This is a genomic window from Clostridium sp. 001 (genome assembly GCF_019056555.1).
GTDB classification, from domain to species: domain Bacteria; phylum Bacillota; class Clostridia; order Clostridiales; family Clostridiaceae; genus Clostridium_B; species Clostridium_B ragsdalei.
On sequence record NZ_CP020473.1, the window covers coordinates 1,059,966 to 1,084,707 of the forward strand.

At 30.8% G+C, this 24,742-nt stretch carries 23 protein-coding genes and 1 pseudogene; 7 read left to right on the forward strand and 17 right to left on the reverse strand.

The window, feature by feature from the left end:
- Positions 1–101: 101 nt before the first annotated feature.
- A complete protein-coding gene (trmB, locus tag B5S50_RS04735) occupies positions 102–737 on the reverse strand; it encodes a tRNA (guanosine(46)-N7)-methyltransferase TrmB (RefSeq protein ID WP_065079618.1) in 636 nt (211 codons plus the stop codon).
- Positions 738–904: 167 nt separating this feature from the next.
- Between trmB and B5S50_RS04740 the strand changes: the two genes are divergently transcribed.
- Positions 905–2,053, forward strand: a complete 1,149-nt coding sequence (locus B5S50_RS04740; protein ID WP_065079619.1) for a glucosaminidase domain-containing protein — start codon at positions 905–907, stop codon at positions 2,051–2,053.
- A 222-nt stretch (positions 2,054–2,275) separates the two neighbouring features.
- On the opposite strand, the gene B5S50_RS04745 is transcribed toward B5S50_RS04740, so the two are convergent.
- From B5S50_RS04745 to B5S50_RS04765, 5 genes and pseudogenes are all read right to left on the reverse strand, one after another.
- Complete coding sequence (locus tag B5S50_RS04745) at positions 2,276–2,911, reverse strand: site-2 protease family protein (protein ID WP_207644838.1); 636 nt, start codon at positions 2,909–2,911, stop codon at positions 2,276–2,278.
- Positions 2,912–2,942: 31 nt separating this feature from the next.
- On the reverse strand, positions 2,943–3,968 hold the full coding sequence (locus B5S50_RS04750) for a hypothetical protein (protein WP_065079621.1): 1,026 nt from the start codon (positions 3,966–3,968) through the stop codon (positions 2,943–2,945).
- Positions 3,969–4,002: 34 nt separating this feature from the next.
- Positions 4,003–5,016 (reverse strand): annotated as a pseudogene (locus tag B5S50_RS04755) (phosphodiester glycosidase family protein).
- A 376-nt stretch (positions 5,017–5,392) separates the two neighbouring features.
- Positions 5,393–6,769, reverse strand: a complete 1,377-nt coding sequence (locus B5S50_RS04760; protein WP_065079623.1) for a PhoH family protein — start codon at positions 6,767–6,769, stop codon at positions 5,393–5,395.
- Between the two features lie 601 nt (positions 6,770–7,370).
- Positions 7,371–7,565: an alpha/beta-type small acid-soluble spore protein gene (locus tag B5S50_RS04765; RefSeq protein WP_065079624.1), complete on the reverse strand. Its 195-nt coding sequence runs from the start codon at positions 7,563–7,565 to the stop codon at positions 7,371–7,373.
- Between the two features lie 512 nt (positions 7,566–8,077).
- Between B5S50_RS04765 and B5S50_RS04770 the strand changes: the two genes are divergently transcribed.
- Positions 8,078–11,377 (forward strand): cell wall-binding repeat-containing protein, encoded by a 3,300-nt coding sequence (locus tag B5S50_RS04770; protein WP_217303252.1) that lies wholly within the window; start codon positions 8,078–8,080, stop codon positions 11,375–11,377.
- Between the two features lie 74 nt (positions 11,378–11,451).
- Positions 11,452–11,754, forward strand: a complete 303-nt coding sequence (locus B5S50_RS04775; RefSeq protein WP_065079626.1) for a hypothetical protein — start codon at positions 11,452–11,454, stop codon at positions 11,752–11,754.
- Positions 11,755–12,057: 303 nt separating this feature from the next.
- On the opposite strand, the gene B5S50_RS04780 is transcribed toward B5S50_RS04775, so the two are convergent.
- Together B5S50_RS04780 and B5S50_RS04785 are read right to left on the reverse strand one after the other, a co-directional pair.
- Positions 12,058–12,621: a flavodoxin family protein gene (locus B5S50_RS04780; protein ID WP_217303253.1), complete on the reverse strand. Its 564-nt coding sequence runs from the start codon at positions 12,619–12,621 to the stop codon at positions 12,058–12,060.
- Between the two features lie 91 nt (positions 12,622–12,712).
- A complete protein-coding gene (locus tag B5S50_RS04785) occupies positions 12,713–13,936 on the reverse strand; it encodes an SGNH/GDSL hydrolase family protein (RefSeq protein ID WP_065079628.1) in 1,224 nt (407 codons plus the stop codon).
- Positions 13,937–14,085: 149 nt separating this feature from the next.
- Between B5S50_RS04785 and B5S50_RS04790 the strand changes: the two genes are divergently transcribed.
- Complete coding sequence (locus tag B5S50_RS04790) at positions 14,086–14,547, forward strand: DUF3189 family protein (protein WP_065079629.1); 462 nt, start codon at positions 14,086–14,088, stop codon at positions 14,545–14,547.
- Between the two features lie 82 nt (positions 14,548–14,629).
- Here B5S50_RS04790 and B5S50_RS04795 read toward each other — a convergent pair whose 3' ends face one another.
- Together B5S50_RS04795 and B5S50_RS04800 are read right to left on the reverse strand one after the other, a co-directional pair.
- The gene (locus B5S50_RS04795) at positions 14,630–15,169 is read right to left on the reverse strand and encodes a superoxide dismutase family protein (protein WP_065079630.1); all 540 of its coding nucleotides are present in this window, start codon (positions 15,167–15,169) and stop codon (positions 14,630–14,632) included.
- A 99-nt stretch (positions 15,170–15,268) separates the two neighbouring features.
- A complete protein-coding gene (locus B5S50_RS04800; protein ID WP_065079631.1) occupies positions 15,269–15,832 on the reverse strand; it encodes a spore coat protein in 564 nt (187 codons plus the stop codon).
- A gap of 202 nt (positions 15,833–16,034) precedes the next feature.
- On the opposite strand from B5S50_RS04800, the gene B5S50_RS04805 reads away from it, so the two are divergent.
- Both B5S50_RS04805 and B5S50_RS04810 read left to right on the forward strand, forming a co-directional pair.
- Positions 16,035–16,625 carry a hypothetical protein gene (locus tag B5S50_RS04805; RefSeq protein ID WP_065079632.1) on the forward strand — a complete coding sequence of 197 codons (591 nt, stop codon included), beginning with the start codon at positions 16,035–16,037 and terminating at the stop codon, positions 16,623–16,625.
- 223 nt (positions 16,626–16,848) lie between these two features.
- Positions 16,849–17,091, forward strand: a complete 243-nt coding sequence (locus tag B5S50_RS04810) for a hypothetical protein (RefSeq protein WP_065079633.1) — start codon at positions 16,849–16,851, stop codon at positions 17,089–17,091.
- Between the two features lie 75 nt (positions 17,092–17,166).
- On the opposite strand, the gene B5S50_RS04815 is transcribed toward B5S50_RS04810, so the two are convergent.
- The 4 genes from B5S50_RS04815 to B5S50_RS04830 all read right to left on the reverse strand — a co-directional run bounded on the left by B5S50_RS04815 (position 17,167) and on the right by B5S50_RS04830 (position 21,004).
- The gene (locus tag B5S50_RS04815; protein WP_065079634.1) at positions 17,167–17,343 is read right to left on the reverse strand and encodes an H-type small acid-soluble spore protein; all 177 of its coding nucleotides are present in this window, start codon (positions 17,341–17,343) and stop codon (positions 17,167–17,169) included.
- 342 nt (positions 17,344–17,685) lie between these two features.
- The gene (locus tag B5S50_RS04820; protein WP_217303254.1) at positions 17,686–17,913 is read right to left on the reverse strand and encodes a PF20097 family protein; all 228 of its coding nucleotides are present in this window, start codon (positions 17,911–17,913) and stop codon (positions 17,686–17,688) included.
- Positions 17,914–18,004: 91 nt separating this feature from the next.
- Entirely contained in the window at positions 18,005–18,874 is an 870-nt protein-coding gene (locus B5S50_RS04825) for an alpha/beta hydrolase (RefSeq protein WP_065079636.1), read from the reverse strand.
- Positions 18,875–19,009: 135 nt separating this feature from the next.
- A complete protein-coding gene (locus B5S50_RS04830; RefSeq protein ID WP_065079637.1) occupies positions 19,010–21,004 on the reverse strand; it encodes an FAD-dependent oxidoreductase in 1,995 nt (664 codons plus the stop codon).
- A 213-nt stretch (positions 21,005–21,217) separates the two neighbouring features.
- Here B5S50_RS04830 and B5S50_RS04835 point away from each other — a divergent pair, with 213 nt between their 5' ends.
- The gene (locus B5S50_RS04835) at positions 21,218–21,769 is read left to right on the forward strand and encodes a PadR family transcriptional regulator (protein WP_065079638.1); all 552 of its coding nucleotides are present in this window, start codon (positions 21,218–21,220) and stop codon (positions 21,767–21,769) included.
- 332 nt (positions 21,770–22,101) lie between these two features.
- Here the strand turns inward: B5S50_RS04835 and B5S50_RS04840 are convergent, their stop codons facing one another.
- The 3 genes from B5S50_RS04840 to B5S50_RS04850 all read right to left on the reverse strand — a co-directional run bounded on the left by B5S50_RS04840 (position 22,102) and on the right by B5S50_RS04850 (position 24,676).
- Positions 22,102–23,202, reverse strand: coding sequence for a protease complex subunit PrcB family protein (locus B5S50_RS04840; protein WP_065079639.1), 1,101 nt, complete (start codon positions 23,200–23,202; stop codon positions 22,102–22,104).
- Positions 23,203–23,274: 72 nt separating this feature from the next.
- Positions 23,275–24,171, reverse strand: a complete 897-nt coding sequence (locus B5S50_RS04845; protein ID WP_217303255.1) for a DUF4367 domain-containing protein — start codon at positions 24,169–24,171, stop codon at positions 23,275–23,277.
- A complete protein-coding gene (locus B5S50_RS04850; protein ID WP_217303256.1) occupies positions 24,161–24,676 on the reverse strand; it encodes a sigma-70 family RNA polymerase sigma factor in 516 nt (171 codons plus the stop codon). The genes B5S50_RS04845 and B5S50_RS04850 overlap by 11 nt, the downstream gene beginning before the upstream one ends.
- Positions 24,677–24,742: the final 66 nt, after the last annotated feature.

Here is a 24,742-nt window from a genome sequence, read left to right on the forward strand (position 1 = left end):
AGTTTCTCTTAGTTAATCTATAAATTCATTCTCATCTGCAAGTTTAATCACCATTTCTTTATCACTAAAAGACTTTAATATTTGTATTAAAATCTATTTTGTTACAACATCTTTGCTATTAAAAACATAGTTTTCATTCCAAGGGAAGTAAACTTTTCCTCATATTCTGTAACTACATTTTCAGTAAAATCACTGCTGTGAAGATCATAAGTAAGATACCTTATTTCAAAATTATTTTCCTTAAAATATTCCTGAGATTCTTCAAAAAGTTCCCTGTCATCTGTTTTAAACCATATTTCACTACCTAATTTTAAAAACTTTCTATACCTATTCAAAAATACAGTATGGGTAAGTCTTCTTTTCTTTTGTCTTCTTTTAGGCCAGGGATTACAGAAATTTATATATATCCTGCTTATCTCATCTTTATCGAAAACTTCCTCAATTTGAGCTATGTTCATAGGCATTATCCTTGCATTTGTAACTTCATCTTCTTGAAGCTTTTTAAGTGCATATATTAAAACTTCATCTTTTAAATCAATGCCTATATAATTTATATTAGTATTGTTTAACGCCTGAGTATACAAGAATTTTCCCCTTCCACAACCTAATTCCAAATATATATCATTCTGATTTTTAAACTCTTCTTTCCATTTTCCCTTATACTTTTGTACTTCTGTTATAGTTAAAGAACTAGCCTCCATTTCAGGTCTAGCCCACCATTTTTTTCTAAGTCTCATATCCTAAATTCCTTTCCAAATTTTTAATCACAAAATAAATTATCTATTTAAATTACAAAACTGTCAATGCTATTATATAAATATTGTTTTCTATACATTATTAAAGTTTTTTCTACAATATACGATAATAATAAGTAAAATATTATACTATTCAGGTTGTGAAAATTATGGATTACTTTATAGAAGAACTAAAAAACAAAAAGATAATTAACACTGATGATATAAAAACAATGCAAGAATACATTAATAAAAAATATTTTAAGATTCCGTCCAGCGAAAAGGCAAAAATGCTTTCCAACACCATACACCATATTTTAGATACAAATCTAAAGGAACTACCAGAAAGTTATAGACAAACTGTAAAAATAAACACTTTAAAAAATACCTTCTCTAAAAATAAAGCCTCAATTTTCATGTATGATATATTTCTCTGCTGTATTAAAATCGAACCTTTAAAGAAAAATTTTACAAAAGAAATTACCCGCTGGATAAATGCAAATATAGAAAATTCAGTTGAAGAAAAAGATTTAAACAACTATTTAGGGATAACAAGTCCAAAAATGAATCCTGTTACAGATGAAAACCTAAACAACAAAATAACTGAGCCTGTTAGTCCCAATAGAACTATTGAAACTACAGCTGCTCCAGCTATACCTTTCAAGTTAAAATTTAATAAAAAACTTTTAATATTTTCCTCAATTATATTTTTTATTTTAATTTCTCAGGTATTAGGACAAGTTTTTTTTCAAAAAAGCCTATTTAAAACTCCTTTTTATATAGCCAGTACTTCTGAAAGTGGGAATAGCTATTTAAAAGATTTAGCTAATCAAATAACTTTAAAAAATGCTAAAAAAAATTTCCCAAATGTATATCTTCCTGAATATTTAAAATATCAAACAATAGATGAAGATAAATTGAAATCCTACTTAAGCAGCCGCAATTCACTTCTAGGCAAAGATCCATATTTCTCTACTATAATGAGTACTGCAAGAGAGTTCAATTTAAATCCAGTTTTATTATTTGCTATAACAGGACAGGAACAGAACTTCGTACCTGTAAATACTCCAAGTGCCTCTAAAATAGCTAATAACCCTTTTAACGTATATCACAGTTGGCAGGAATATAATACTGATATAAAAGATTCATCAAGAATAGCTGCCAGAACTATCATAAATCTATCGGAAGACAGGCCAAAGGAAAACAACCCCTTTATGTGGATAGGCAAAAAATATGCAGAAGATTCAAATTGGGGTAATGGAGTCCAAGCCATATTTGAAGAAATAAACAATTACTTTGCACTTTACAGCAAAAAATAATAGGAAGATTGTAAATAAAAAACAAATTTACAATCTTCCTCTGTTTATCCGATGACTACTCGCTCTAATACTCCCACTTCTTCAAGTTTACGTTGAGAGCGACTATGTCCCTGGATAACGATTTCTCCTAAAGGATAACGCATTCTAAGTACTGAAGCACTAAGAATCCTGTTAATAAGCATCAGGTGGAGTTAAAACTCCATCTGATGCCAAGAACTCTGTTTATCTGATGATACTATTTGCAATGGTCATAAGTTTAGAGTATATAGCCATTGATGGAATACCTACCACATAATTTGCAATTGGTGTAGCTACAAATACAAGAAGTATAATAAGCTGATACCTATATAAAGTATCTGATATATTATAGTAAAACGAAGGAAACAAATCCCTTAGTATATGAAATCCATCTAATCCAGGTATAGGTATTAAATTGAACACAAACAACATACAATTTATATTTACTACATACAATACAATTTTAACTACTATATTTGAAACTAAATTATAATTACTAGATGAAAAGATAAATTTATATAAAAACACTGTCAAAAGTGCAGCTAAAAATGCTGTTATTAAATTAGCCAAAGGACCTGCCGCAGAAACTTTTAAATCATCTTTATTTCTATTTTTAAAGGCATTTGGATTGATCTCAACAGGCTTTGCCCATCCAAACCCTACAAGTAATATCATTATAAAGCCTATAATATCTATATGTGCAAATGGATTTAAAGTAAGCCTTCCTTGAAATTTAGCTGTTTTATCTCCTAATCTATCTGCCACAAAGGCGTGAGCAAATTCATGGAATGTAAGCCCTATAAGTATTCCTGGTATAATAAGTATCTTATCCAATATCATTTCATTCAAATAATTTCATCCCCTCTTTTTACTAATTTAACGTTACTTTTTGCAACTTTCCACCATTTACTGATGCAATTCCGCCTTCATATATTTGCACAAAATTTCCTTTATATACATATTGCTTTCCACTTGTAACTTCTGTAACAATACCTTTTAAATTGTCATTTATGTATATTTTGCCTGAAGGCATAACAAACACGTCATTCTTATTTACAGATTGGCCCAAATTTATGTTTTGATAATTACTTCCACTGTCATTTATAGTTCCACAGTAGATATTTGATATTTTATTATCCTTTTCATCAGCTATGTATATTTTGTCATTTTCATCTACTCCTACCCAAACAGGATTTTCTACCCCATTTATCGTAAGTGACCTATCATCGCCTGTAACATATATCTTACTGTATACTTTATCTTCATATATAAGTTTATCATCTAAAGATAATATTCCCATATTACCTACCATATAAGATCTTGTAGTTACTTTTTGCATTTCATTCATTATGTCAATTCTATATATATTTGTCCTTTCCCCGCTGCTTTCCATCTTAACATATATAACATTGGTAAAAGGAGATTCTTCTATATCATCAATTTTAGCTTTTTCATCTGTCCAATCCAGTGCTTTTATATTTTCTTTTATATCCTTACCAGCTTCATAATATGATAATTCAAATTTTGAACCGTCATCAGAACTTTCTTTTTCTGCTATAAGTATTCTATCCCTATCTTTTTGCCATTTATAAAAAGATACCTTGACTCCATCTTTAAATTCTATATTTTTTTCATTTCCGTCCTTTGTATCCACTACTTTCAAAACACTTGATTCACAATATGCCAGATACCTACCATCAAAGGAAACACTAATATTATTAGCATCTTCTGGTACCTTTATAACAACATCTGCTTTTTTGGGCTCACTCTTTACAATTTTTTTGGTTTTTATCTCTGTTTGAGAGGATAAAAAATAATTATTTATATAAAACAATCCTGCAAACTGTACTACAAGAGATATAATTATCCAAACAGTAATTTTCTTGAAAATTTTCATCCTTTACTCCCCTTTAATATTGTCTAATAATCTTCTATGGTTTTACATAAATAGCTGATGGCACTGATCTCTCACCTAGAGGATCACAAGTGTTGTTTATTACATCTCCTTCATAATACATAGTTGAAGAAGAACCTCCATCTAAATTCGTAGCATTTACTGCACCATATTGAAGCATTATATTTTGAACATCCTTCAGGGAAGCACCAATACTTTTAGTTTGTCGTCCATCTATAACAAGAAATAAAATAGCACCATCTGACCTTTGTCCTATTGCAGTTCTAGGGGCTATTCCCCAACCACCGTCACCAGATTTTATGGTACCTTCTCCACCCACTACTAAGGCAGGTTCAAAAGATATAGCTTCTGTAACATTCCTCTCTTTCAGTTCGTTTAAACTGTGATGTCCTACTATAAGTTCTCCTTTATTTGTAAGTGCCATTACACCTCTTGATTTATCATCAGGATCAGTTATATCATTGGCAACAATCTGGCCATCGCTCATAAGTACACCTGTAGGTTTTCCTCCTGTACCCGTCCACTTACTGTCACTATCACTAGAAGAACTATCTGTAAAACCCCCCCCATTTATAGCAGCTACAGCATTATGATCTTTTGCTATTTGACTTGTAAGTTCTCCAGCTACACCTAATTTTTTACTGTATCCTACCTTAACTCTAGTCGGATCGTGTATTATAAGCATATAACCTTTAAACTTTCTTCCATCACTTATTTCTTCCCTTTATATACTACTATCATGCTTATTTTCAAATTTTAAAGGTGAATCATCTTTTTCTATATTTTTAGGTTTGTTTTCACTTAGTATTTTTTGTATTTCACTATCCGATAAAAACATCTTTGCTATGTACTGATGGCTCAAAGTAGTCATGGCTGCGCCTACTACTGTTTTCTTTACATTTTCAAAAGGACCGTAAAATACTAAAAATGGAGCAGTCATCCCGGTAAATATAAACTCAAATAATATGAAATACAGTATGAGTTTCCAAACTGGCCGTTTCTTTTTGCCTTCAATTTTCCCCTTCTTCATATGTTAAAACCTTTCCTTTCTAAAAAAAATACATCCTTCAATATTGTACAATAAATGATAAAATTTTTAAATAGAAATAATTATGAACATACTAAAAACTTTATATAATATAAACAGAGTTCTAAGCATCAGATGGAGTTTTAAACTCCATCTGATGCTTAGAACTCGTTATCCAGGGACATAGCCGCTCTTTACCCACACTTGGAGAAGTGGGAGTATTAGAGCGGGTAGTCATCGGATAAAGGACTAAATAAAAAAGTCACTTTGGTGTTCAGTATATAACCATTTTCTAACACCAAAGTGCTCTTGAATAGAATTTTAAATTATAAATATGTTTTTTTAATTTTCGATCTATTTCAAAAATTATATTTCCTATTTACAATCTCTTTGACGCTTCATATGCAAGAGGAGACCTCTCACATTCATCATGTTTCAAAGTTATTTGATAACATAACTTGCTTCCTTTCATTTTTTCTGAAGCATAACACAACCCATTTGATCTTGAATCTAAAAAAGCTTGATCTATTTGCTCTGGATCCCCTACTAAAAGCAATTTTGTACCCGATCCAACTCTCGTTATAATTGCTTTTACCTGTTTTGGAGTTAGATTCTGGGCTTCGTCAATTACAAGCCAATTTTTCACAATAGATCTTCCTCTTAAATAACCTACTGCCTCTGTAGTTATAATTCCCCTGTCAAATAATTCTCTTATTTTATCAGCTAATTCCTTTTCATTTTTATATCTTTCTTTTTCATCAGAATCCACTAATATTTCTAGATTGTCTAATATCGGTCTCATAAAAGGCGATATTTTTTCCTGTTCTGTACCTGGAAGAAATCCTATATCTTCATCCATAGTAACATTAGGTCTGCATACCAGCATCTTTCTATACTTTCCTTTGTCTTCTTCCATTATACTATGGAGACCTACTGCCAGTGAAAATAAAGTTTTTGCAGTTCCTGCAGGACCTTTTATTATGACAAGTGGAGCCTTTTCTGCATTTGTTAAAAGTGCCTCCAACATAAATTTCTGTCCCACATTTCTTGGAACTATTCCAAGAGGTGTACTATCCTTAAAGCAAAGTGAAACTATTTCTTTACCGTCAAATCTTCCAAGGGCAGTCTGTTTAGGATTACTTAAACAATGTATTATAATAAACTCGTTTACATAAAGAGGTGGATCAAAGTATTCTGCATTATCCTCATTATAACAAGTTATTTTATCAACTTTCATATATTTGTTACTATAAAATTCTGTTATATCCTTTTCTGAAGCATATACATCTATCCTTCCTGTATACTGACTTTCATCTTCGGGAACAACTTTTTCATAGAAATCTTCTACCTCTATATTTATTATATCAGCCTTAATTCTTTCAAATATGTCCTTTGTTATCAGACATACATTTTCACCACTTTCTTTAAGGCCTTTACACACCTGTATTATTCTGTTATCCGGTTTGCTTTTGTCCCAAGCTGGGGGCAACTGTACATCATAGTGGTTCATTTCAACCCTTAGTTTTCCACCACCTGGCAAGTCCACTCCTTGGTTAAGTTTACCGCTTTTTCTAAAGTCATCTATAAGCCTAGCTGCATACCTAGCATTGGCACCAAGATCATTTTTATTCTTTTTAAATCCATCTAACTCTTCCAGTACTACTTCAGGTATAACCACATCTCCATCATCAAAAGTCAATATAGCCCCTGGTGAATACAAAATAACATTGGTGTCTAAAACATAAGTTTTTTTCAAAGCCATTCCTCCCCTCTACCATTATTATAATATATTCATTTAAATATATAAATGAATTAAATTTCATAAACTTTCAAAATATATTTTGAATTATCTACATAAACAGAGTTCTTGGCATCAGATGGAGTTTTGACTCCACCTGATGCTTATTAACAGGATTCTTAGTGCTTCAGTACTTAGAATGCGTTATCCTTTAGGAGAAATCGTTATCCAGGGACGTAACTGCTCTTTACTCCAACTTGGAGAAGTGGGAGTATTAGAGCAGGTAGTCATCGGACAAAAAATAAGCACTAGTAATAACCAGTGCCTATCTTTCATAATATAATAATTGGGGATCAAAATATTATGCTATCTTTGTTTCATCGGTATATTGTTAATATTAACTATTATATGTGACAATATGGTGTCAAATATATTAAATATTTATTTACTTTTTTAATACTTTATGAATTAAAATGTTATTAACTTAGGTATATGAAGCAAAATAACAAGTCAAAGATACAAAATAGGCTAGCATACTGTCTAGTTATTTTTTCAATATGTCTTAATTCTAATAAAAAATCTGTACCCTAATTTAGAGTACAGATTTTTTATCATATATTTACTTTAAATTCTGTTCATAAGCCTGAATCATTTTTTTAACCATATTTCCACCTACAGAGCCTGCTTCTCTTGAAGTTAAATCTCCATTATAACCATTCTTTAAATTTACTCCAACTTCTTTAGCTGACTCCATTTTAAATTGATCTAATGCTGCTTTAGCTTGTGGAACTACTGGATTATTACTATTTGTCATAGTACTCACTCCTTTTTATAGTAAACTTTACTGCTTACATTTAAAGTTTCTACATTTTTAAAAAAATTACTCCAGGTAATTGAATGAATATTTAGTACTTGTTGCAATATAAGCTAATAAACATAAATGTTTTTAAATTTTTTACTGCTTTGTAATAAGAAAGTAAGCACCGTTAGCTACCAGCACTTACCTCTTTCAATAGATACATATAATTATACTATCCCCATTTTCGCTAAGGTCATTTCCCTAGGACACTATTATATTACCCAATATTTCTAACAATATGACACCATATACATTATGTAAATATTCATAAAAAATAATCTGGATAAAAAATAATCATTTTCATAATAGTAGATTTTATACTAGATTTTATAAGTTGTGAAGATACTAGATTACAATTACAATTAAATTAGTTACACTATTTAGAATCAATTAGGCATTTGAAAGAAAATAGGCTAGCATACTGACTAGTTATTTCTTTGAAAATGCCTTATAAGGAGCATTGTAAAATGTGGAAAAGTTATGGAAGATTTATAATAAATATCGTATTTTTATTTCTAATTTGTTTCTTAAACTTAATACCAAAATCAGTTCACGCTGCTTCTGGGCAGGTTTCTAGGATAGGAGAATTTAATAGATATGCAACTGCTGCTAAAAGTGCAACTACAAATTGGACTAGCAGCAAAAATGTAGTATTGGTGTGTGGTGAAATATATGCAGATGCAGTAAGTGGGGTAACCCTTTCAAAAAAGTTAGATGCTCCTATACTTTTAACTACTTCTAACTTACTTAATTCATATACTAAATCTGCATTAGACATCTTAAAACCCCAAAACATATATATTATAGGAGGAGTCTCCTGTGTATCACAAAATATAAGAGATGAACTTAAAAATTATGGTTACAATTTAATAGAATTAAGTGGAAAAAATAGATACGAAACCAATGTATCTGTTGCTAATGAATTAGTCAAATTAGGTGTGAATCCTCTAAATGTAATGCTTGTTTCAGGGAAAGGATTTTCAGATGCCCTATCAGCTGCACCTATAGCAGCAGCCAAAGGACAAATTCTTTTACTTGGAAACAATGATGACGACTCAATGCAACCAGTTTTAACCTTTATTAAAAATAACAATTCAAATGTTACAGTTATTGGTACACAAAATGTATTAAATGACAATATGTATAATAAAATAGGTGCTGTGAAAAGAGTAAATGGTGGAGCTAACAGATTTGGAACCAATTTAAATATGTTAAATGAATACCAGGATATATTAAAAAATGATAAGCTGTTTATAGCAAATGCAGGTGGAGAAGATTTTCCAGATCCTCTTATAGCCTCTTCTTTAGCTGGTAAATGGTCATCACCATTAGTGCTTGTAGATGGTGATAATTCCCCATCTACAGAGGAAGCATTAAACTACATAAAAAATAAAGCAACTAATTTAACAGACTTAAATGCCATAGGTGGCAAAAACGTTATTTCTGATAATATTATCTCAAAGATAAATAATGCAATTTCCAATGACATTGTTTCAATAACTACAAATGGACTAAATCAAATTAAAATTACATTCAATACTGAAATCAATAAAGAAACAGCTGAATTTGTTGGGAATTATCAAATTGACGGAATTGACCTTACCACCAATATATCTTCAGCTTCGCTGCAAGATGACAATAGAACTGTACTAGTTACCCTTGCAAACCCGTATTCACAATATAAAAACATAATTTTTACTGTAAAAAGCACTGTGCTAGATAAGGATTTAAATGTCATAACACCTAAAATTGAAAAGGAAATTATCTTTCTAGACATAACTGCACCTAAAATACAAGCACTAACGTTGTACGGCAGTAATAAACTAATACTCGAATTTTCAGAACCAATAAGAATAAAGACAGATAATCTATCTTCTATGAAAATCAATGGTCAAAGTATAGTAGGCCTTGGATTAAATACATCCTTAAGTACTTTTTATGAAAAATCAGGCATATGGTCAATGAAAGTAGTACTTTATTTTGATACACCCCTTAAAAAAGGTGTCAATACTTTTAAAATTCCCCGGGGGATCTCAGGTGAACAGTTCGATGACGCTGCAGGATTTCCTATAGAAGAAACTTCTATAAATTTTAATGTTAATTCATTAAAGGACAATCCTCAAATTGCAGAAGCTAATTATACTACAGATGGAATTATTTATATAACTTACAATAGATCCATGGATACTAAAAGCGCACTTAATATAAATAATTATAAAATAAATGGAAATGCCTTAACTTCCTCTTCCATAGATTTTTGTCAGGGATCAAATGATAAAGTTGTTAAAATAAAAATTATAAATTCTTTACTTAATATTGGAAGTAATATTATAAGTGTCTCAAACAATATTAAAGACGCCTATGGCAATAACATATATGACAATTCCAGTACAAGTTTTGAAGTTGAAGATAATGCTGTAAAACCACAAATTGCACAATTTGAAATACTCGACAGTCAAACAATAAATATAAAATTCAACCAATATGTAATGAATATATATGCAACCAATAAATCAAATTATAAATTGCTTGATTCTGATGGAAGAGACATAAGCTATAAAATTGATGAAATAATACCTGCTACCAGAGTTAATAATGACAATACAAATACCTATAATATAAAATTTATAAGAGATAATGCCTTAACATATGTAACATACACTTTAGTTATTAAAAATATCATTGATACTAACTTAAAGCCTAATGTGATGGATGATTATACTATAACTTTCAATGGAATAGATAACATAGATCCCAAAGTTACAGCTATAGTTGAAAAATCAGATAATCCTCAAGAAATAGTTATTTTTTTCAATGAACCCATGGATATAGATTCACTAAAAAATTCTTCAAATTATTATTTTTTAGATGGTACAGGTGATACTGAAACATTGCCTTATAATGCAGTGATTACTCCTGGTGAAGATAATACTTATGTTCTAATTAAATTTCCATCTAATTATATATTAAGCTATGGGACTTCAGAAAATAATGTACTCAAAGTAGGTGTAGAATATGTTAAGGATAAATCTCTAAATACTTTATCAGGAATAGCCTATGTTGATAACATAAGTAGAGATTATAGTACAGGGCCATCTCTTGTTTCAAATACTGTAAAATTTTTTTACAATGGTGATGACCTGAAAGTACAGTTTATTCTAACTTCTAATCTGGACAATTTAAACTTAAATGACTTTAAAGTTGCAGGGATGACTCCTGATGGTGGTACTGTATACGGAAGTAAAGTAATTCTTACTTTTTCTAGTGGAATTCAAGATAATGTAAAAATAAACACGGTGAAGTCAGCTGGAGCTAATGCACTACTTACAATTGAAAATCCGATTTCTAAAGATATAGCAGGACGTACACTAAAAGAAGGATTGGATAAGGTATACAGTATGCTGCTTCCTCCAAGAACTAATTTCAGTTTGTGGTTTGCAAGCAGCACCACGGGAAATAACTCTGTAACAATAGCATTTGATGAAGATATAGACGATAGTATTTATGGATTGTACTGTGATGATTTTATATTTACAAATGAACGCACTGGTGGAAAACTGAATCCTATCTCTGTATCAGTTAATAGTAAAAATGTAACTTATAAATTTGAAGACGGCTCTATAAAGTCTGGAGATAAAATTGACATTCATGCTGCATTGTCCCCTACAGATATTAACATAAGAAGTAAAAAAGATGTCAGTGGAGAAAATTCCGTTTACATTCCGTCAAAATATGATTTGCGAATAAGGACAATAATTTCTAAATAAAATAATTATATTTTATTAACAAATTTCAATTTTACACATAGTATATAATATAAATATTTTCACGGAGGCATTACATGAATATCAATTCTACTAGCGACAGCAGTAGTAAAGAAAATCCTGAAGACTTCGATATTTCCCAAAATATATGTCCATATTACTCAATGTCTTATTATGATGAACCAATAGATGATGAATACGAGGACGAAGATCCTGATGAATACGACTTCGATCCTGACGACGACGGATACAGACACGGGAGACCTAAAAGAAGACGTAGAAGGCGCAGACGTAGAAGAAGACGTAGAATGATGCATAGACCTTTCATGCCATTCGTATTCCCTGTAATCATGTATGGTGATTATGACGATTGGTATTAATATTAAAAGGTAAGCTTAGATAGGTACTAGCAAATTGCCAGTACCTATTATAATGCATTTTATAATGCATTTTTTAGGCTTGTTTTGCTAATGCAAAACAGCTGCAAATTTATATAAGTCAGCAATATTTCGCTTTAGCGAAATGAGTCATTAAAAATTTAATTAAAGATTTTTCGTAGTGCAGCGGAGAAAAATCCTCCTTCACTGTCCTCTGTCCTCTCAAAAATATTGCTTTCCAATATTTTCAAACTGTGAAAGTTGAGTTAATAATTAATACCATTTTTATATAAATAAGGCTTGTCTCTAATAAGTAAAAGAAACACCCATGCCAAGATTTTCGGCTTTTTCTAAAGCATTAGTATTAGCAATATCACCCTTATCTGCGACTCCCGGAACAGTAATTATTCCTAGATTGTTCCACTTCAGATAATCAATAATACCTTTGTAAGTTTCAATTGCTCCATTAAACATACCATCTTCGTTACCTTCTCCACAAATCATAAGTACACTTTCCTTTATTTTAAGTGGACGTTTGCAATTAGGTGATACATAAGCATATAGTATATCTATTGGTGCTTTTATTTGTGATGACATACCAGACCAATATAAAGGTGTTACAAATACAATCACATCTGCACTTTCAAGTAGTGGTTCTAATTCACTAAAGTCATCCTGAAATGAACAGGCGCTGCCCTTACTCCAGCAGGTATTACAAGCCTTACAACCATTAATATTTTTCATTGCTGTTTCAAATTTTGTTACAATATGCCCTTTGGCCCTAGCACCTTTAATAAATGCATCTGCCATCATTTCACTGTTACCATTTTTTCTTGGGCTTCCTGTAAGTACTAAAATATTTTTAACCATTTTTATCACTCCTTGTAAACATTAACAACTGGTTTTATCTTCTTCTTTATCCAATTATATAGTCAGATTAAATGGTTGTAAAGCATTAAAATTACTGCAGGTTACCATATATAATGTCTCCAATATATTTATAACCCTTGTCACTAGGATGTGCTGTATTTGTTCCACTTCCGCCTGAATAATCGTTTTTAGCCATTCCAAACAAACCTTCCTTTTGTGCAGTAATATAATCCTTATAATAAGCTTTATAAATGTCTATAACACCTGTATTATAAGCATCTGCTATTTCGTATAAAGACATAACATAAGCAGACCAATTTGTTGTCCATGTCTCAGCAGGCATTTGATTTGACACCAAGCATACATCACTACCTCTTTCGTTCCAATAGCTTACTAAGTTTATCATGCTTTCCTTGTAAGCTTGAACAGAAATACCTCGTCCTGCTTCATTAATTCCAAAAGACAGTAATACTAAATCCGGCTTTGGTAATACATTCCAAATTTTCTTTGTGGTATCTGTAGTAAAATAACTTGCCGTTTTACTAGAAATTGCTATCTTGTCTACCTCAATTCCTGTAGTGCTTGATGAGGCAATTGCACCTTCTATAAAAATATTGGATGTTTTATTTGGAGTTATTACTAATGTATGTCTTGTATTAGTTAAGCCTGAATAAGAAACTTTGTGTGAAAAGCTTTCTGTTTCTCCTAAACAATCTATAGAGCCTACTTTTTTCCCATCTATGGCTGCAACAGCTGTGCCTCCATCCTTTGCTTTAGAATACAGCAAATCCAAACTTGTTCCAGTAAAAACTAAAGTTGCCGGTGAAATACTTTTATTAGAAATTCCAAAGCATCCACCAAAACCACCAACATTAGAAGTAAATTCTTTAGAGGCCCCAAAAACACTCCAACCTGTTCCTAGTTTCCATCTAGGTTTAGTACCAGAAGGAAGGGCACCTTCATAAATACTAATAAAGCCTTCTCCTGCATTTCCAAATTGATTTTGCAGTGATGATTTCATTACACCAACCCAAGATTTATTTATCTCATCGCTGGAATATTCTCCTCTTGTATTGGACTCACCTATACAATATATTCTTACCTTTTGGGTACTTGTATTTTTCAATTTATTTTTATATTTTAACAAACCTGCATTTATATTATATCCATACTTTTCATAAGGTGATTCTTTATGAATTACTTTTTTAGGGGTTGGTTTAATTTTCTTTATTACATTAATTTTTGCCGAACTTACAAAAAGCATGGCAAAATATGCAAATACAGCAGAAACAATGATTAATATCTTTTGACGCATATTAATACTCCTTTACCTATTTTTAATGTTTCTCTTTAATATATGTAGAAATCATACACCAAATACATTGTAAAATACGTAATTGTGAATATATTTATACTTTTGTAAAATAATAAATCTATGATATCACAAAAGTAGGTGAAATAATTATGATAGTCATATATCATGACGTGGGAGGTGCCCACTCTACTGCCGTAGCAGCCAATATACATATTGGGAACCTGCCAATGGATAGAATACCAAGTAAAAAAGAATTACTTGATTTACCGACCTTTGATAAAATGGAAAAAAAGGATCTTGGACGACTAATTTATATTGGAAAAGATGAATTTAACGCAGACGTATACACTTTAGCTAGAAAATATGCTCCAGACATAGTAATACCTGCTATTATGGATATGTACTCTATTTTTAACAAAAATACTAATGAACTTATTATTGTAGACACCAAACCAACTGTCAATTTACTTATGAATATAGGAGGATATACTTCAAGAAAGCTTCATTGGGTAAGTTTTGGAAGACCAATAGTAACAAAAGGTACACAACAAGCTTATATGAATATAGTCAACATGGTTACAGGTGTTAAAAATAATTTGAAAAATAGGTAATATGTCAAAAGAGGGATATTTCATATGTAAACTTTTCACACAAATAAAAGATCCCTCTACCCTTCTAGCAGCATTCTTTTAATTACATCATTGCCTTAATAACACCACAGGCTAGCATTTTACCAGATGCTCCAGCAGGCTGAGTTCTATAATCATCTGGACTTTCATGTATGATTACCGATTTTCCAATAATCTGAGCAACATTAAACTTATTTGTAAAGAAGGTCATTCTACAATAACCATTATTTGAAAAAAGAACTGGAAAATCTCCTGCATGATTGCCATGAGGCTGATTGGTTGGATTCCAATGTCCTCCTGCAGCTTTAAATGGTTCTTCAGGATTACCAACAGCACATGTACCGTTTTGGTGGATATGAAATCCATGAGGTCCAATCGGTGGATTTCCATTCATAGCAGGTCTATAAGGAGGTAATCCATTTACTTCTACAGAAACCTCAGTTCCTCCACGTACCTGAGTAAAAGTTACAGTACCTCTTATATTAGGAGCTAAAGGTCCTCCAGTTATATGAGCTATAGCTTTTGTGGCATGCATATTCATATCACCCCTATATCCACAATAATTGTGATTTATAAAGGGACATTCATATTCGTCAAAATGCATAATATCCTCCAAATTAAATACTTCAATTTATGTTATGTAAAACTTTAAAAATAGTTACAAAAAGATCAGCGCATTAAATAACACGCTGATCTTTTAAAACTAAACTAATGAAGGCTGACGAACTTCCTTATATATAGATGACATTGTATTTATTGTACTTTCAGGTGCCGGCTCTAATGGATAATACCCTTTTTTAACCATGTACTGCCAAACTTCATAAGCATGATTGCAGCTCATAGTAAACGCATCCTTTAAAAATTCTCTTAGACCAGGATTGCTAGCTTCCATAGCAGACCACGCATATTCCCTTCCTGCCCTTTTTAGAGTTAACAGATATGCAGTTGCTATTTCTCTATCGTTCATCTGTTGAATATCTGTTCTCGGTGTAATTGATGGGAAATTATTAGTTGGTGACTTAGTATAATCCTGTAAAGTTTTAACCAAAGATGGTACATTTAATTTTTGTGTAGGACCTGTAGTTTTACTTAAATATTCAACCTTTATATTATAATCCTGGATATGTGCCGGAAAGTGTGCTTGAATCATAGATTTTAATTCCTGGTCCTGAACTGTATTTATAAACATAGCCATATTTGTTATAGAATTTACACAACTTATAGTTAATTCGTGTAGATCATGTACTTCATGAGCAGCTAATTGCATAATATTACCTTCTATTCAAATTTTGGTTATTTTAAAATCATTACTGCAGTAAATAATTTTCCACTAGGACATCTATTTTATACTATATCATTTTTAGTTTTCTATACTAAGCTTTTATTTTACGTATATAAATTTCTTATATACGTAAAATAATAATTATAATTTTTTTATAATTACAAATACTAGGGGGAGTAATATTCAAATGAATATGAAAAATAATAAGCTGTCAACTATACTAGTTGTTTTTTTGGAAATACTACTAGTGGTTACATCTATTATTAGCGTTGTATCAGGTCAATGGAAAAACTTTCTTTTGTGTCTACTAACTATTATATGTCTTACACTTCCTTTTATAATTACATACATTGCTAATAAAAAGGAAATAGTATTACCTTCTAATTTTCAATTAGTAACATTAATATTTATATTTCTTGCACAGTATCTAGGACAAATAAAGAAATTGTATTTTAGATTTTGGTGGTGGGACTTATTTCTTCATATTATATTTGGCAGCTATACAGTTATAATTGGATTGTATTATACACAAGGAATTATTAGAAAAGATGAAAAAATTACAAAACAACGATTTACCCTTTTTACTGTAATATTTGCGTTTAGCTTTTCAATCACTTTAGGCACCCTATGGGAAATGTTTGAATTTATAGGAGATTATTTATTCGAAACTAGTATGGTTAAAGGTGGACTCGAAGACACTGCAACAGATCTTATTGTAAAAGTACTAGCAGCCCTTATTACTTCAATAATATATTATTTTCGTAATTTAAAAAAATAAAAATCTTATTAATATATTAAGTGAATCTGTGATAATTTTCCGTAATAATATATATACCATAATACATTTGGAATATATGTATTTTCCTCTTCTGGAAAATAGTCAGTAATATTCTATAGTATATATTAATGCTACAAGGACAAAATATTAGAGTAGCATAATTCAATATGAATTAAACCTAAAATGTTTATATAAGTCCATTAGACTAAAGGAGGATATTATTATGAATAAAAATGATAAAAATCTTCAAGAAGCAAAAAAATTGAATAAACAATCCAAACATGGCAATATGTCAAGTGCTGCTAGCACTACCGGTTATAATAGTCCAGATGTTCAAGAAGCTAGACAATTAAACTCCCAAGTTTCAGGCAAAAGTTCATCTTCTTTTTCAAATGTTTTAAATAGCAACAATTTAGATGAAACTAAGAAATTAAATCAACAATCTAGACAGAAAAAGAGTAAGTAACTAAAAAATGAAGGAGAAATCTTAGGATTTCTCCTTCATTTTTTTATGCTTTACCTAGCACATTCTAGAATAAACTCATTCATTCAAATCTGCAATATCTACATTAAAATGTTTATTTGTATTTAAATTTTTTACTTGTATTTTACCATCTTCGTCTGTATTTATACTTTCAAGCCATACGGGACTATCTTTATATTTTACCTCTATAACTCCTTTAGATTCAATTATTTCTTTTACTCTTTTCTTATCCAAGTTTACCACCTCCTATATACATAGGTTCTTATATAGTAAACTTTTTATACCTTCTAACAACAAAAAGATGTTTCTCCTCAAATTACCAGCATAATATTTTAGGTTCTGCACATTCTATTAGTATAAGGATATTAATATGTTAAAGTTATTAAATATCTAAGTTTCATGCAAACTATAATATTCTTTCTCTAACATATTGGTATTACTTTATGCTGGAGATGATGAATCTCCAGCATTTAATTTTTTATTTTTAACCCCTATACTACACAATACAGCTTACTTTGTATAACTCGAATTTCCTAAACATCTTGATGCCAGGGATAATGAAATCCCTGGTTTTCATTATCCCTTATTTTGTTCTACATCAATGATAATTTTATTGCATGTCTTACACATATATGCCTTAATTTTCGGTCTTCCTATCCAACCGGTTTCGCCTAATCCAATTCCACCTTTTGCCCATATTCCTAAAAACAATTCCTTCTCTTCAGGCAGCCATTTCATTCTATAGTTATCCCCATATATATGACCTTTAACCATTTTTCCGTTACAATAAGGACACTCCATCATACATCCTCCTATTTTCAATTCAAATTTTTAATTTATTATATAACATAAGTCAAAAGATGTACATTGCTGCTTAAATCTAGATTTCAAACTTTTATTTTAGTAAATATTTTCTTAATCCATCAATCATCATTTTATGTGCTTCACTGCTTTGAGGCAATTCAAATTTAGAAATTGCAAAACCATGGGATACCCCATAAAATCTCTTTGCAGTTGTTTCGACCCCTGCTTTTATAAGTTTTTTAGCATATTCTTCTGCTTCATCCCTAAGAGAATCTATTTCACAAGTTAAAACTATTGCTGGTGGTAGATCTTTAAGCTCGTCAACAGCTGCAAATACTGGTGAACAATATGAATTTTTAGCGTATTCTTCTCTTCTATAACATTTATCAAATATTTCAGCTCTTTCAGGTGGTATTGCACCTTCTACATAGAACTTTTTTCTGGCTGGTGTGGCTAAATCAAGCGGTGGATAATCAAGAATCTGACATTTAAAAGAAAATTCGTTCTTTTTCCTTGCCATCATACATACTACTGTTGATATATTACCACCAGCACTATGTCCACCAATTGCCATATTATTAGGATCAATTCCAAACTCATCATTATGGAAGCTTACGTACTTTACAACATCATAAACATCATTTTTGTCTGTTGGGCACTTATACTCAGGAGCTAATCTGTAATCAATTGAAATAACAGTTATATCTAATTCATTTCTAACTAAGTTAGAAAATTTATCGTCATTTTCAGGCGATCCCATTACAAAACCACCACCATGGACATCAAAAAATACTGGAGCCATTGCTCTCTTATTTTTAGCTCTATAAATTAAGCAGCGAGTTTTCCCCTCTCTAGTTGGAATAAAAACCTCTTTACCTACAATACTGGATTTTTCTATTTTTGCTTCTTTTTGAAGCCTCATACTTTTTACAATTTCAAGAACTCTTTCATCATCACTCATAATTATCACTTCCCTACAACTATATATTATTTTAACTTTACACCTACGGGTGGTTCTAACTTAAAAATCAACTTATATACAGGCATATTTTTACAATAATGTCCAGAATATAAGTTGATTTTTCATTTACAAACCCTAGATGTGATTGGCAACTTCATATGCATCCCAAATAGCATACATAATATTAGAAACCTTTCGTGCGTCTCCTAAAAGATAAATTTCTGGAATTTCAAATTCTAATTCATTATATAATGAATTCTCTTCTTTATATCCAACAGAAAGTATTACTGAATCGCATTTTATTTTTTCTGTTCCCTTTTCCGTCTCTACTTCAAGATTTCCATCCTTATATGCTTTAACTTTAGAACTTGTTTTCACATCAATTCCATTAAATGGAATAAGTCTTTCAAGCATTTCACTGTTTGCAGAACACAACGGTCCATTTAATGCAAGTATTTTATTTAATGCTTCTACTATAGTTACTTTTTTGCCTTTTTTAGCAAGATGAAGTGCAGTTTCACATCCAACTAGTCCACCACCAACTACAACTGTAGCGTCTCCACAATCTTTCTTTTCTGTAAGTACATCTGCTGCTGTAAATACTTTAGCATCGTCTCCAAGCGAGAATACTTTTGGTGTAGATCCTGTAGCAATTATTACACTATCAAAATTGGCTTCTAAAACTTGTTCTTTAGTAATTTCACTATTTAAATTTACTTCTACATTTAATTCGTTTAATGTATGTGCATACCAATCAGCTAAAGCAATATCATCTTCCTTAAAATCTGGTGCTCCACCTGGAATAAGGTTACCACCTAGTCTAGAATTCTTTTCATAAACTACTGGTTCATGGCCTCTAAGTGCTAAAACTCTTGCAGCTTCGCATCCTGCTACTCCACCACCAACTATTAAAACTTTTTTCTTCTTTAATATAGGAAGAAGTGCATTGTCCTTTTCTTTACATGCTTGTGGATTTACTGCACAATTTATCATTGAATAATGTTGAATTCGTCCCATACAACCTTCTTGACAGGATATACAAGGCCTAATTGATTGACATCTATTTGCCCTCAACTTATTTACATAATCAGGGTCTGCAAGTAATGGTCTTCCAAGACTTATCATATCACAAGTGCCATTTTCAATGGCTTCAAGTGCCATATCTGGATCATCCATTCTTCCTGCACATATAATAGAAACATCTACAGTTTCTTTCATTAATTTAGCATATGGTCTATAGAGTCCCTTCTTTTGGTACATTGGCGGATGACTCCACCACCATGAATCATATGATCCAACATCAGTATCCAATGAATCATATCCATAAGATACAAGTAATTTAGCGGCTTCAATTCCTTCGTCTAAGTCTCTTCCCTTTTCAACAAATTCTTCTCCTGGAAGTGCTCCATCTCTTAAATCTTTGATAAAGCTCTTTGGTGAATACCTGAGAACTACTGGAAAATCTTCTCCACATCTATTTTTAATTTCCTCAACTATTTCACGTGCAAAACGAAGTCTGTTTTCCAAACTTCCCCCATATTCATCTGTTCTGTGATTGAATAATGAAATAGCAAATTGATCTATAAGATATCCTTCATGAACAGCGTGAATTTCAATTCCATCAAAACCAGCTCTCTTTGCATTGTAAGCTCCGTCTCCAAATTTCTTCACTATGGATTTAATTTCATCTATTGTAAGCTCACGACAAATTTTATCAAGCCATCTATGTTGAATTGGTGATGGTGCAACAGGTGGAAATTCACCAAGATTAGTAGGTATAGTTACTCTACCAAATCCAGCTGACATTTGTAAAAATACTTTTGCATTGTATGCATGTATTCTCTCCGTCATTTCCCTTGCAGTTCTGACAAATTGAACAGGATTATGTGTAGGGCAAGGACAATTTGGCATACCATGTTCTTCAACTTCATTATCTACAAAAGTAACTCCTGTAATAATTAAGCCCGTACCACCTTTTGCTCTTTCAGTGTAGTAATCAATTCCCCTTTGGTTGAATCCTCCTTCACTGTCAGCTAGTCCTAGTGGCCCCATAGGTGCTAGTGCAAAACGATTTTTTATTTCGCACTTTCCAATTTTAACTGGTTCAAATAATTTTTTATACTTATTCATAAAACCACTCCTAAATTTAAATAATATAAGTATTAAAATGTTGGCTCCTGTTGTAATTATTAATAAATACGATTACATATTTATCATTACCTATATTATATATATTACTACAAATCATGTCAATGTTTACATGTTTGATTTTTCATGTTTTACTTTACTTTATATTCATGCATGATAAAATGATTATATGGAAAGAACGAGGTGCTAACATATATGAGGACTTTAAAATACGCAATCTTAGGGCTTATTAATAGAAAACCATCAACTGGATACGATATAACTAAAGAATTTAATGATGCATTAGTAGAATTCTGGTATGCTAAGCATAGTCAAATATACCCTGAATTAAAGAAATTAACAGATGAAGGTCTTATTTCATATGAAACGGTAATACAAGGAGAAAAATTAGAAAAAAAATTATATTCTATAACTGAAAAAGGAAAAGAATCTTTACAAAAATGGCTTGCAAAAGATGAACCTTTGGAGCCAACTCCCAAAGATGTCTTTAGACTTAAAGCTTATTTTTGTGATGAAATGGACACTGACACTTTATTAAAACAATTTAAAAGTCAATTAGATAAACATACTAAAAGATTAAATTATCTTAAAAATTCTATGGAAGAGCTTTTAAAGGGAAAGGATATATCTAAAGTGCCTTCTTCTGGTTTTGGTGACTATATTGTTTTACGAGGAGCCATCATGAGAGAAAATGCTTACGTAGATTGGCTTTGTGACTGTATAAAAAAAATTACAGAAGGATTATAGAGTTTTTAAACAAAAATCAACCTTAATTCTTCATTTTTAATTAATAGTTAAGAATGAAGAATTAATAGTTTATGTGGATTTTTTTCGTTACACTACAAAAAATCTTTGATTAAATTTTTGATTGTTCGTTTCGCTAAAGCGAGACATTGCTGGTTCGTATAAATTAAAAGATTTTTTGCGACAGCTAAAAATCATCCTTCACTATTAATTTTTTATTATTAATTCTTAACTCAAAAATATGCCTGTGTATAAGTTGATTTTTAAGTTAGAAAATCTATCAATGTTAAATAACTTAACTCTTATAGTTTAAAATAATGAGGTTCAAATTAATTTTACTTCATGCGTATACTATCTGATATTTGAAAACCCATCCTATATCCTTTTAAAGAAGATGTATTATTATTTAATTTGCTTGATATAAATAGGTAATATTTTTGTCCCAGTTTATAAGTTTTATAGGGAATAACTTTTACAGATTTCTTATCATCTTGTAGAGACAATGCTGTTGGAATTACATTTCCAAAATTATCTACTACATATATATTTGAACTATTTACGTTCTGTTCATTAAGCTGATTTTTAAACTTTATCGTCCATTGTTTATCTCGCAGAATATTCAAATAGTCTTTTGAATTTAAATCTTCCCATCCCTTATCTGTAAACACGCTCTTATCTACAGGCATTTTTACATCTATTAGAGGAAATGCAGCTTCCCCATTGTACTTTTCTGGGGTTCCAAGTGCATATCTTATACTTACGGTACTATTTACTTTTAAACTTTTTATTTGATTTTTTCCTTCATCATTATTTTTTACATAGAAAAGCTCAGTATCTCCACTTTCATATTTAACCTTTATAAATATATAGTCTTTATCAGTATATTTATTTTCTAAATTACCAATTGCCCAGGAAGCACCTATTATATTGCTTTCTCCTGCACCTAAATAATCATATACCTTACCTGAAGAATTTTTTACGCTTATACTAAAATCAGGTAATTTGACCTTTATTATAGTATAGGGATAAGTTACAACTTGAGGTAATATGGCACCTTTGTCTGGATCTGTTTCCTTTACAATTATATTTCCTCTTCCTTCTACATCTTCTACAGAATCTACTTTAATATCGTAACCTCCTGTAGGCTTTTGTCCTCTCATTACAGCTACATATAGGTAATTTGTACTGCTATCCAAATAGTACAAAAATCCTTCACTGGATTTACAGGAATCTATGCCATTAGTTAAAGATTTTGGTGCATTATCATAGGTTATAGTCTCAAAATCAATCTTATTGCAAATTATAGGCTCAGGTTTATTGATATTAGCTGCTGCAACTTGAACCTGACCTACCCCTTGAGCTTTTACTGAAGCCGGCATATATACAGCTCCCACAGTTAATGCAAAACACATAGGTATAAATAACTTTTTAAACATATATAATTTCCTCCTCTTTTAAATATCTTTTTCAATTATTAGACGCATAGATTCTAAACTTCGCTCCATAATTCATTTAATTGAATTTGCTATTTCAATTAGGGAATTTTCTTGTATATTTCCATATAAAGAGTATTCCACATTATTCATTATCCATGATACACTTGTTGCTTGTTCATCTTTAAAGTAATTTACATAAGCCTTACCAGCACCAATATATAAGGTTTTGTCACCTTTTAATCCTGATAAGTTCTTGCTTTCCTGTACTATAAAATATTTAGAATTTAAACTATACTTTATGCTTATGCTTTTAACTCCTTCACATGGAATAGATATATTTGAAAGTTCAAATCCTTCTGGAACATATGATGGAAGCAGCACCTTACTTTCAAAATATTTTTCAGCATCTTCTATACTTAAGGATCCTCCTGGAGAAGCTACTCCACTAGGTCTTACTGCACTTAAATCTCCCCCATGATTTTTATCATCTTCTTTTTCATTTTCCTGGTTAGTACCAGGAGATTCAACCTTGTGATCATCTATATTTTGCGGCAAAATATTTTTATTTTGAATTGTTGTATCCTTATTTGAGCTTACATTCTTGGTTGAATTTTTTGTATTTGATTTATCCTGTACTATTGAATTCCCTGTTTTATTAGCCTTTGATATTTCCTTTGACGTTTCATTATCTTTAGTCCCTTTATGATCGTTATTTATTGATTTGTCTACATATTTTTGAGCTGGTTTTACATAACTGCGTGCAATATCAGTTTTATGAGAAAAATTGTACAACCTAAATGTAAAAACTAAAATGGCAAAAACAGCTGATGCAATTAAAACCGGTTTTAATTTTAATGACCTTCTGTTACTGCATCTTTCTAGGGTCTTTCTTTTTAATTCATCTGTAACATAAATATTTTTTAAAATTTCATTTGATTTATTCCTAAAATTTTTCATATTATCTCTCATATTCAATCTTCCCATCTATATTGGATTTCAATACTGTCCTTGCTCTAAAAAGTCGGCTGCGCACAGTACCTTCTGGTATTTTCAGTACCTTACTTATATCCCTTGTAGATAGCTCTTCATAATAATAAAGAATTATGATTTCCTTATATTTGCGCGGCATATCCATGACCTGTTTTAATAATTCTTCATGTTGAATTTTATTTATAACTTTGTCATCTACATTTTCACAAATATCTACAAGAGAATTATCATACACATCCTTTGACAGAATAACTTTCTTGAACCAGGAAATTCTTAATACATCCCTACAAGTATTTATTGTAATAGTCATAATCCAGTTTTTTTCGCTGCTGCTTTTTTTGAGCTTGCTAAAATTTTTATACACTTTTATAAAAACCTCTTGAAAAACATCTTCAGCCAAATACTTGTCCTTTAAATACAGATAGGCCATTCTAAGTACGTCATTTCCATAGCTGTTCATTAACTCTTCTATTTTTTCATCCATATATCAATAACATCTCTTCCAAGACATTTCCTCCTGCTATACAATTTTTAAAAATGAAAATTAAGT

Excerpts from the sequence above, each read along its gene's own strand:
- B5S50_RS04800 (WP_065079631.1), bottom strand. The coding sequence starts at position 15,832 with ATGCAATTAGCTGCTCATGAAGTACATGATCTACACGAATTAACTATA.
- B5S50_RS04805 (WP_065079632.1), top strand. The coding sequence starts at position 16,035 with ATGAATATGAAAAATAATAAGCTGTCAACTATACTAGTTGTTTTTTTG.
- B5S50_RS04740 (WP_065079619.1), top strand. The coding sequence starts at position 905 with ATGGATTACTTTATAGAAGAACTAAAAAACAAAAAGATAATTAACACT.
- B5S50_RS04830 (WP_065079637.1), bottom strand. The coding sequence starts at position 21,004 with ATGAATAAGTATAAAAAATTATTTGAACCAGTTAAAATTGGAAAGTGC.
- B5S50_RS04820 (WP_217303254.1), bottom strand. The coding sequence starts at position 17,913 with ATGATGGAGTGTCCTTATTGTAACGGAAAAATGGTTAAAGGTCATATA.
- B5S50_RS04835 (WP_065079638.1), top strand. The coding sequence starts at position 21,218 with ATGAGGACTTTAAAATACGCAATCTTAGGGCTTATTAATAGAAAACCA.
- B5S50_RS04750 (WP_065079621.1), bottom strand. The coding sequence starts at position 3,968 with ATGAAAATTTTCAAGAAAATTACTGTTTGGATAATTATATCTCTTGTA.
- B5S50_RS04765 (WP_065079624.1), bottom strand. The coding sequence starts at position 7,565 with ATGACAAATAGTAATAATCCAGTAGTTCCACAAGCTAAAGCAGCATTA.
- B5S50_RS04840 (WP_065079639.1), bottom strand. The coding sequence starts at position 23,202 with ATGTTTAAAAAGTTATTTATACCTATGTGTTTTGCATTAACTGTGGGA.
- B5S50_RS04795 (WP_065079630.1), bottom strand. The coding sequence starts at position 15,169 with ATGCATTTTGACGAATATGAATGTCCCTTTATAAATCACAATTATTGT.
- B5S50_RS04790 (WP_065079629.1), top strand. The coding sequence starts at position 14,086 with ATGATAGTCATATATCATGACGTGGGAGGTGCCCACTCTACTGCCGTA.
- B5S50_RS04775 (WP_065079626.1), top strand. The coding sequence starts at position 11,452 with ATGAATATCAATTCTACTAGCGACAGCAGTAGTAAAGAAAATCCTGAA.
- B5S50_RS04825 (WP_065079636.1), bottom strand. The coding sequence starts at position 18,874 with ATGAGTGATGATGAAAGAGTTCTTGAAATTGTAAAAAGTATGAGGCTT.
- B5S50_RS04745 (WP_207644838.1), bottom strand. The coding sequence starts at position 2,911 with ATGATATTGGATAAGATACTTATTATACCAGGAATACTTATAGGGCTT.
- B5S50_RS04770 (WP_217303252.1), top strand. The coding sequence starts at position 8,078 with ATGTGGAAAAGTTATGGAAGATTTATAATAAATATCGTATTTTTATTT.
- B5S50_RS04845 (WP_217303255.1), bottom strand. The coding sequence starts at position 24,171 with ATGAGAGATAATATGAAAAATTTTAGGAATAAATCAAATGAAATTTTA.
- trmB (WP_065079618.1), bottom strand. The coding sequence starts at position 737 with ATGAGACTTAGAAAAAAATGGTGGGCTAGACCTGAAATGGAGGCTAGT.
- B5S50_RS04810 (WP_065079633.1), top strand. The coding sequence starts at position 16,849 with ATGAATAAAAATGATAAAAATCTTCAAGAAGCAAAAAAATTGAATAAA.
- B5S50_RS04850 (WP_217303256.1), bottom strand. The coding sequence starts at position 24,676 with ATGGATGAAAAAATAGAAGAGTTAATGAACAGCTATGGAAATGACGTA.
- B5S50_RS04780 (WP_217303253.1), bottom strand. The coding sequence starts at position 12,621 with ATGGTTAAAAATATTTTAGTACTTACAGGAAGCCCAAGAAAAAATGGT.
- B5S50_RS04785 (WP_065079628.1), bottom strand. The coding sequence starts at position 13,936 with ATGCGTCAAAAGATATTAATCATTGTTTCTGCTGTATTTGCATATTTT.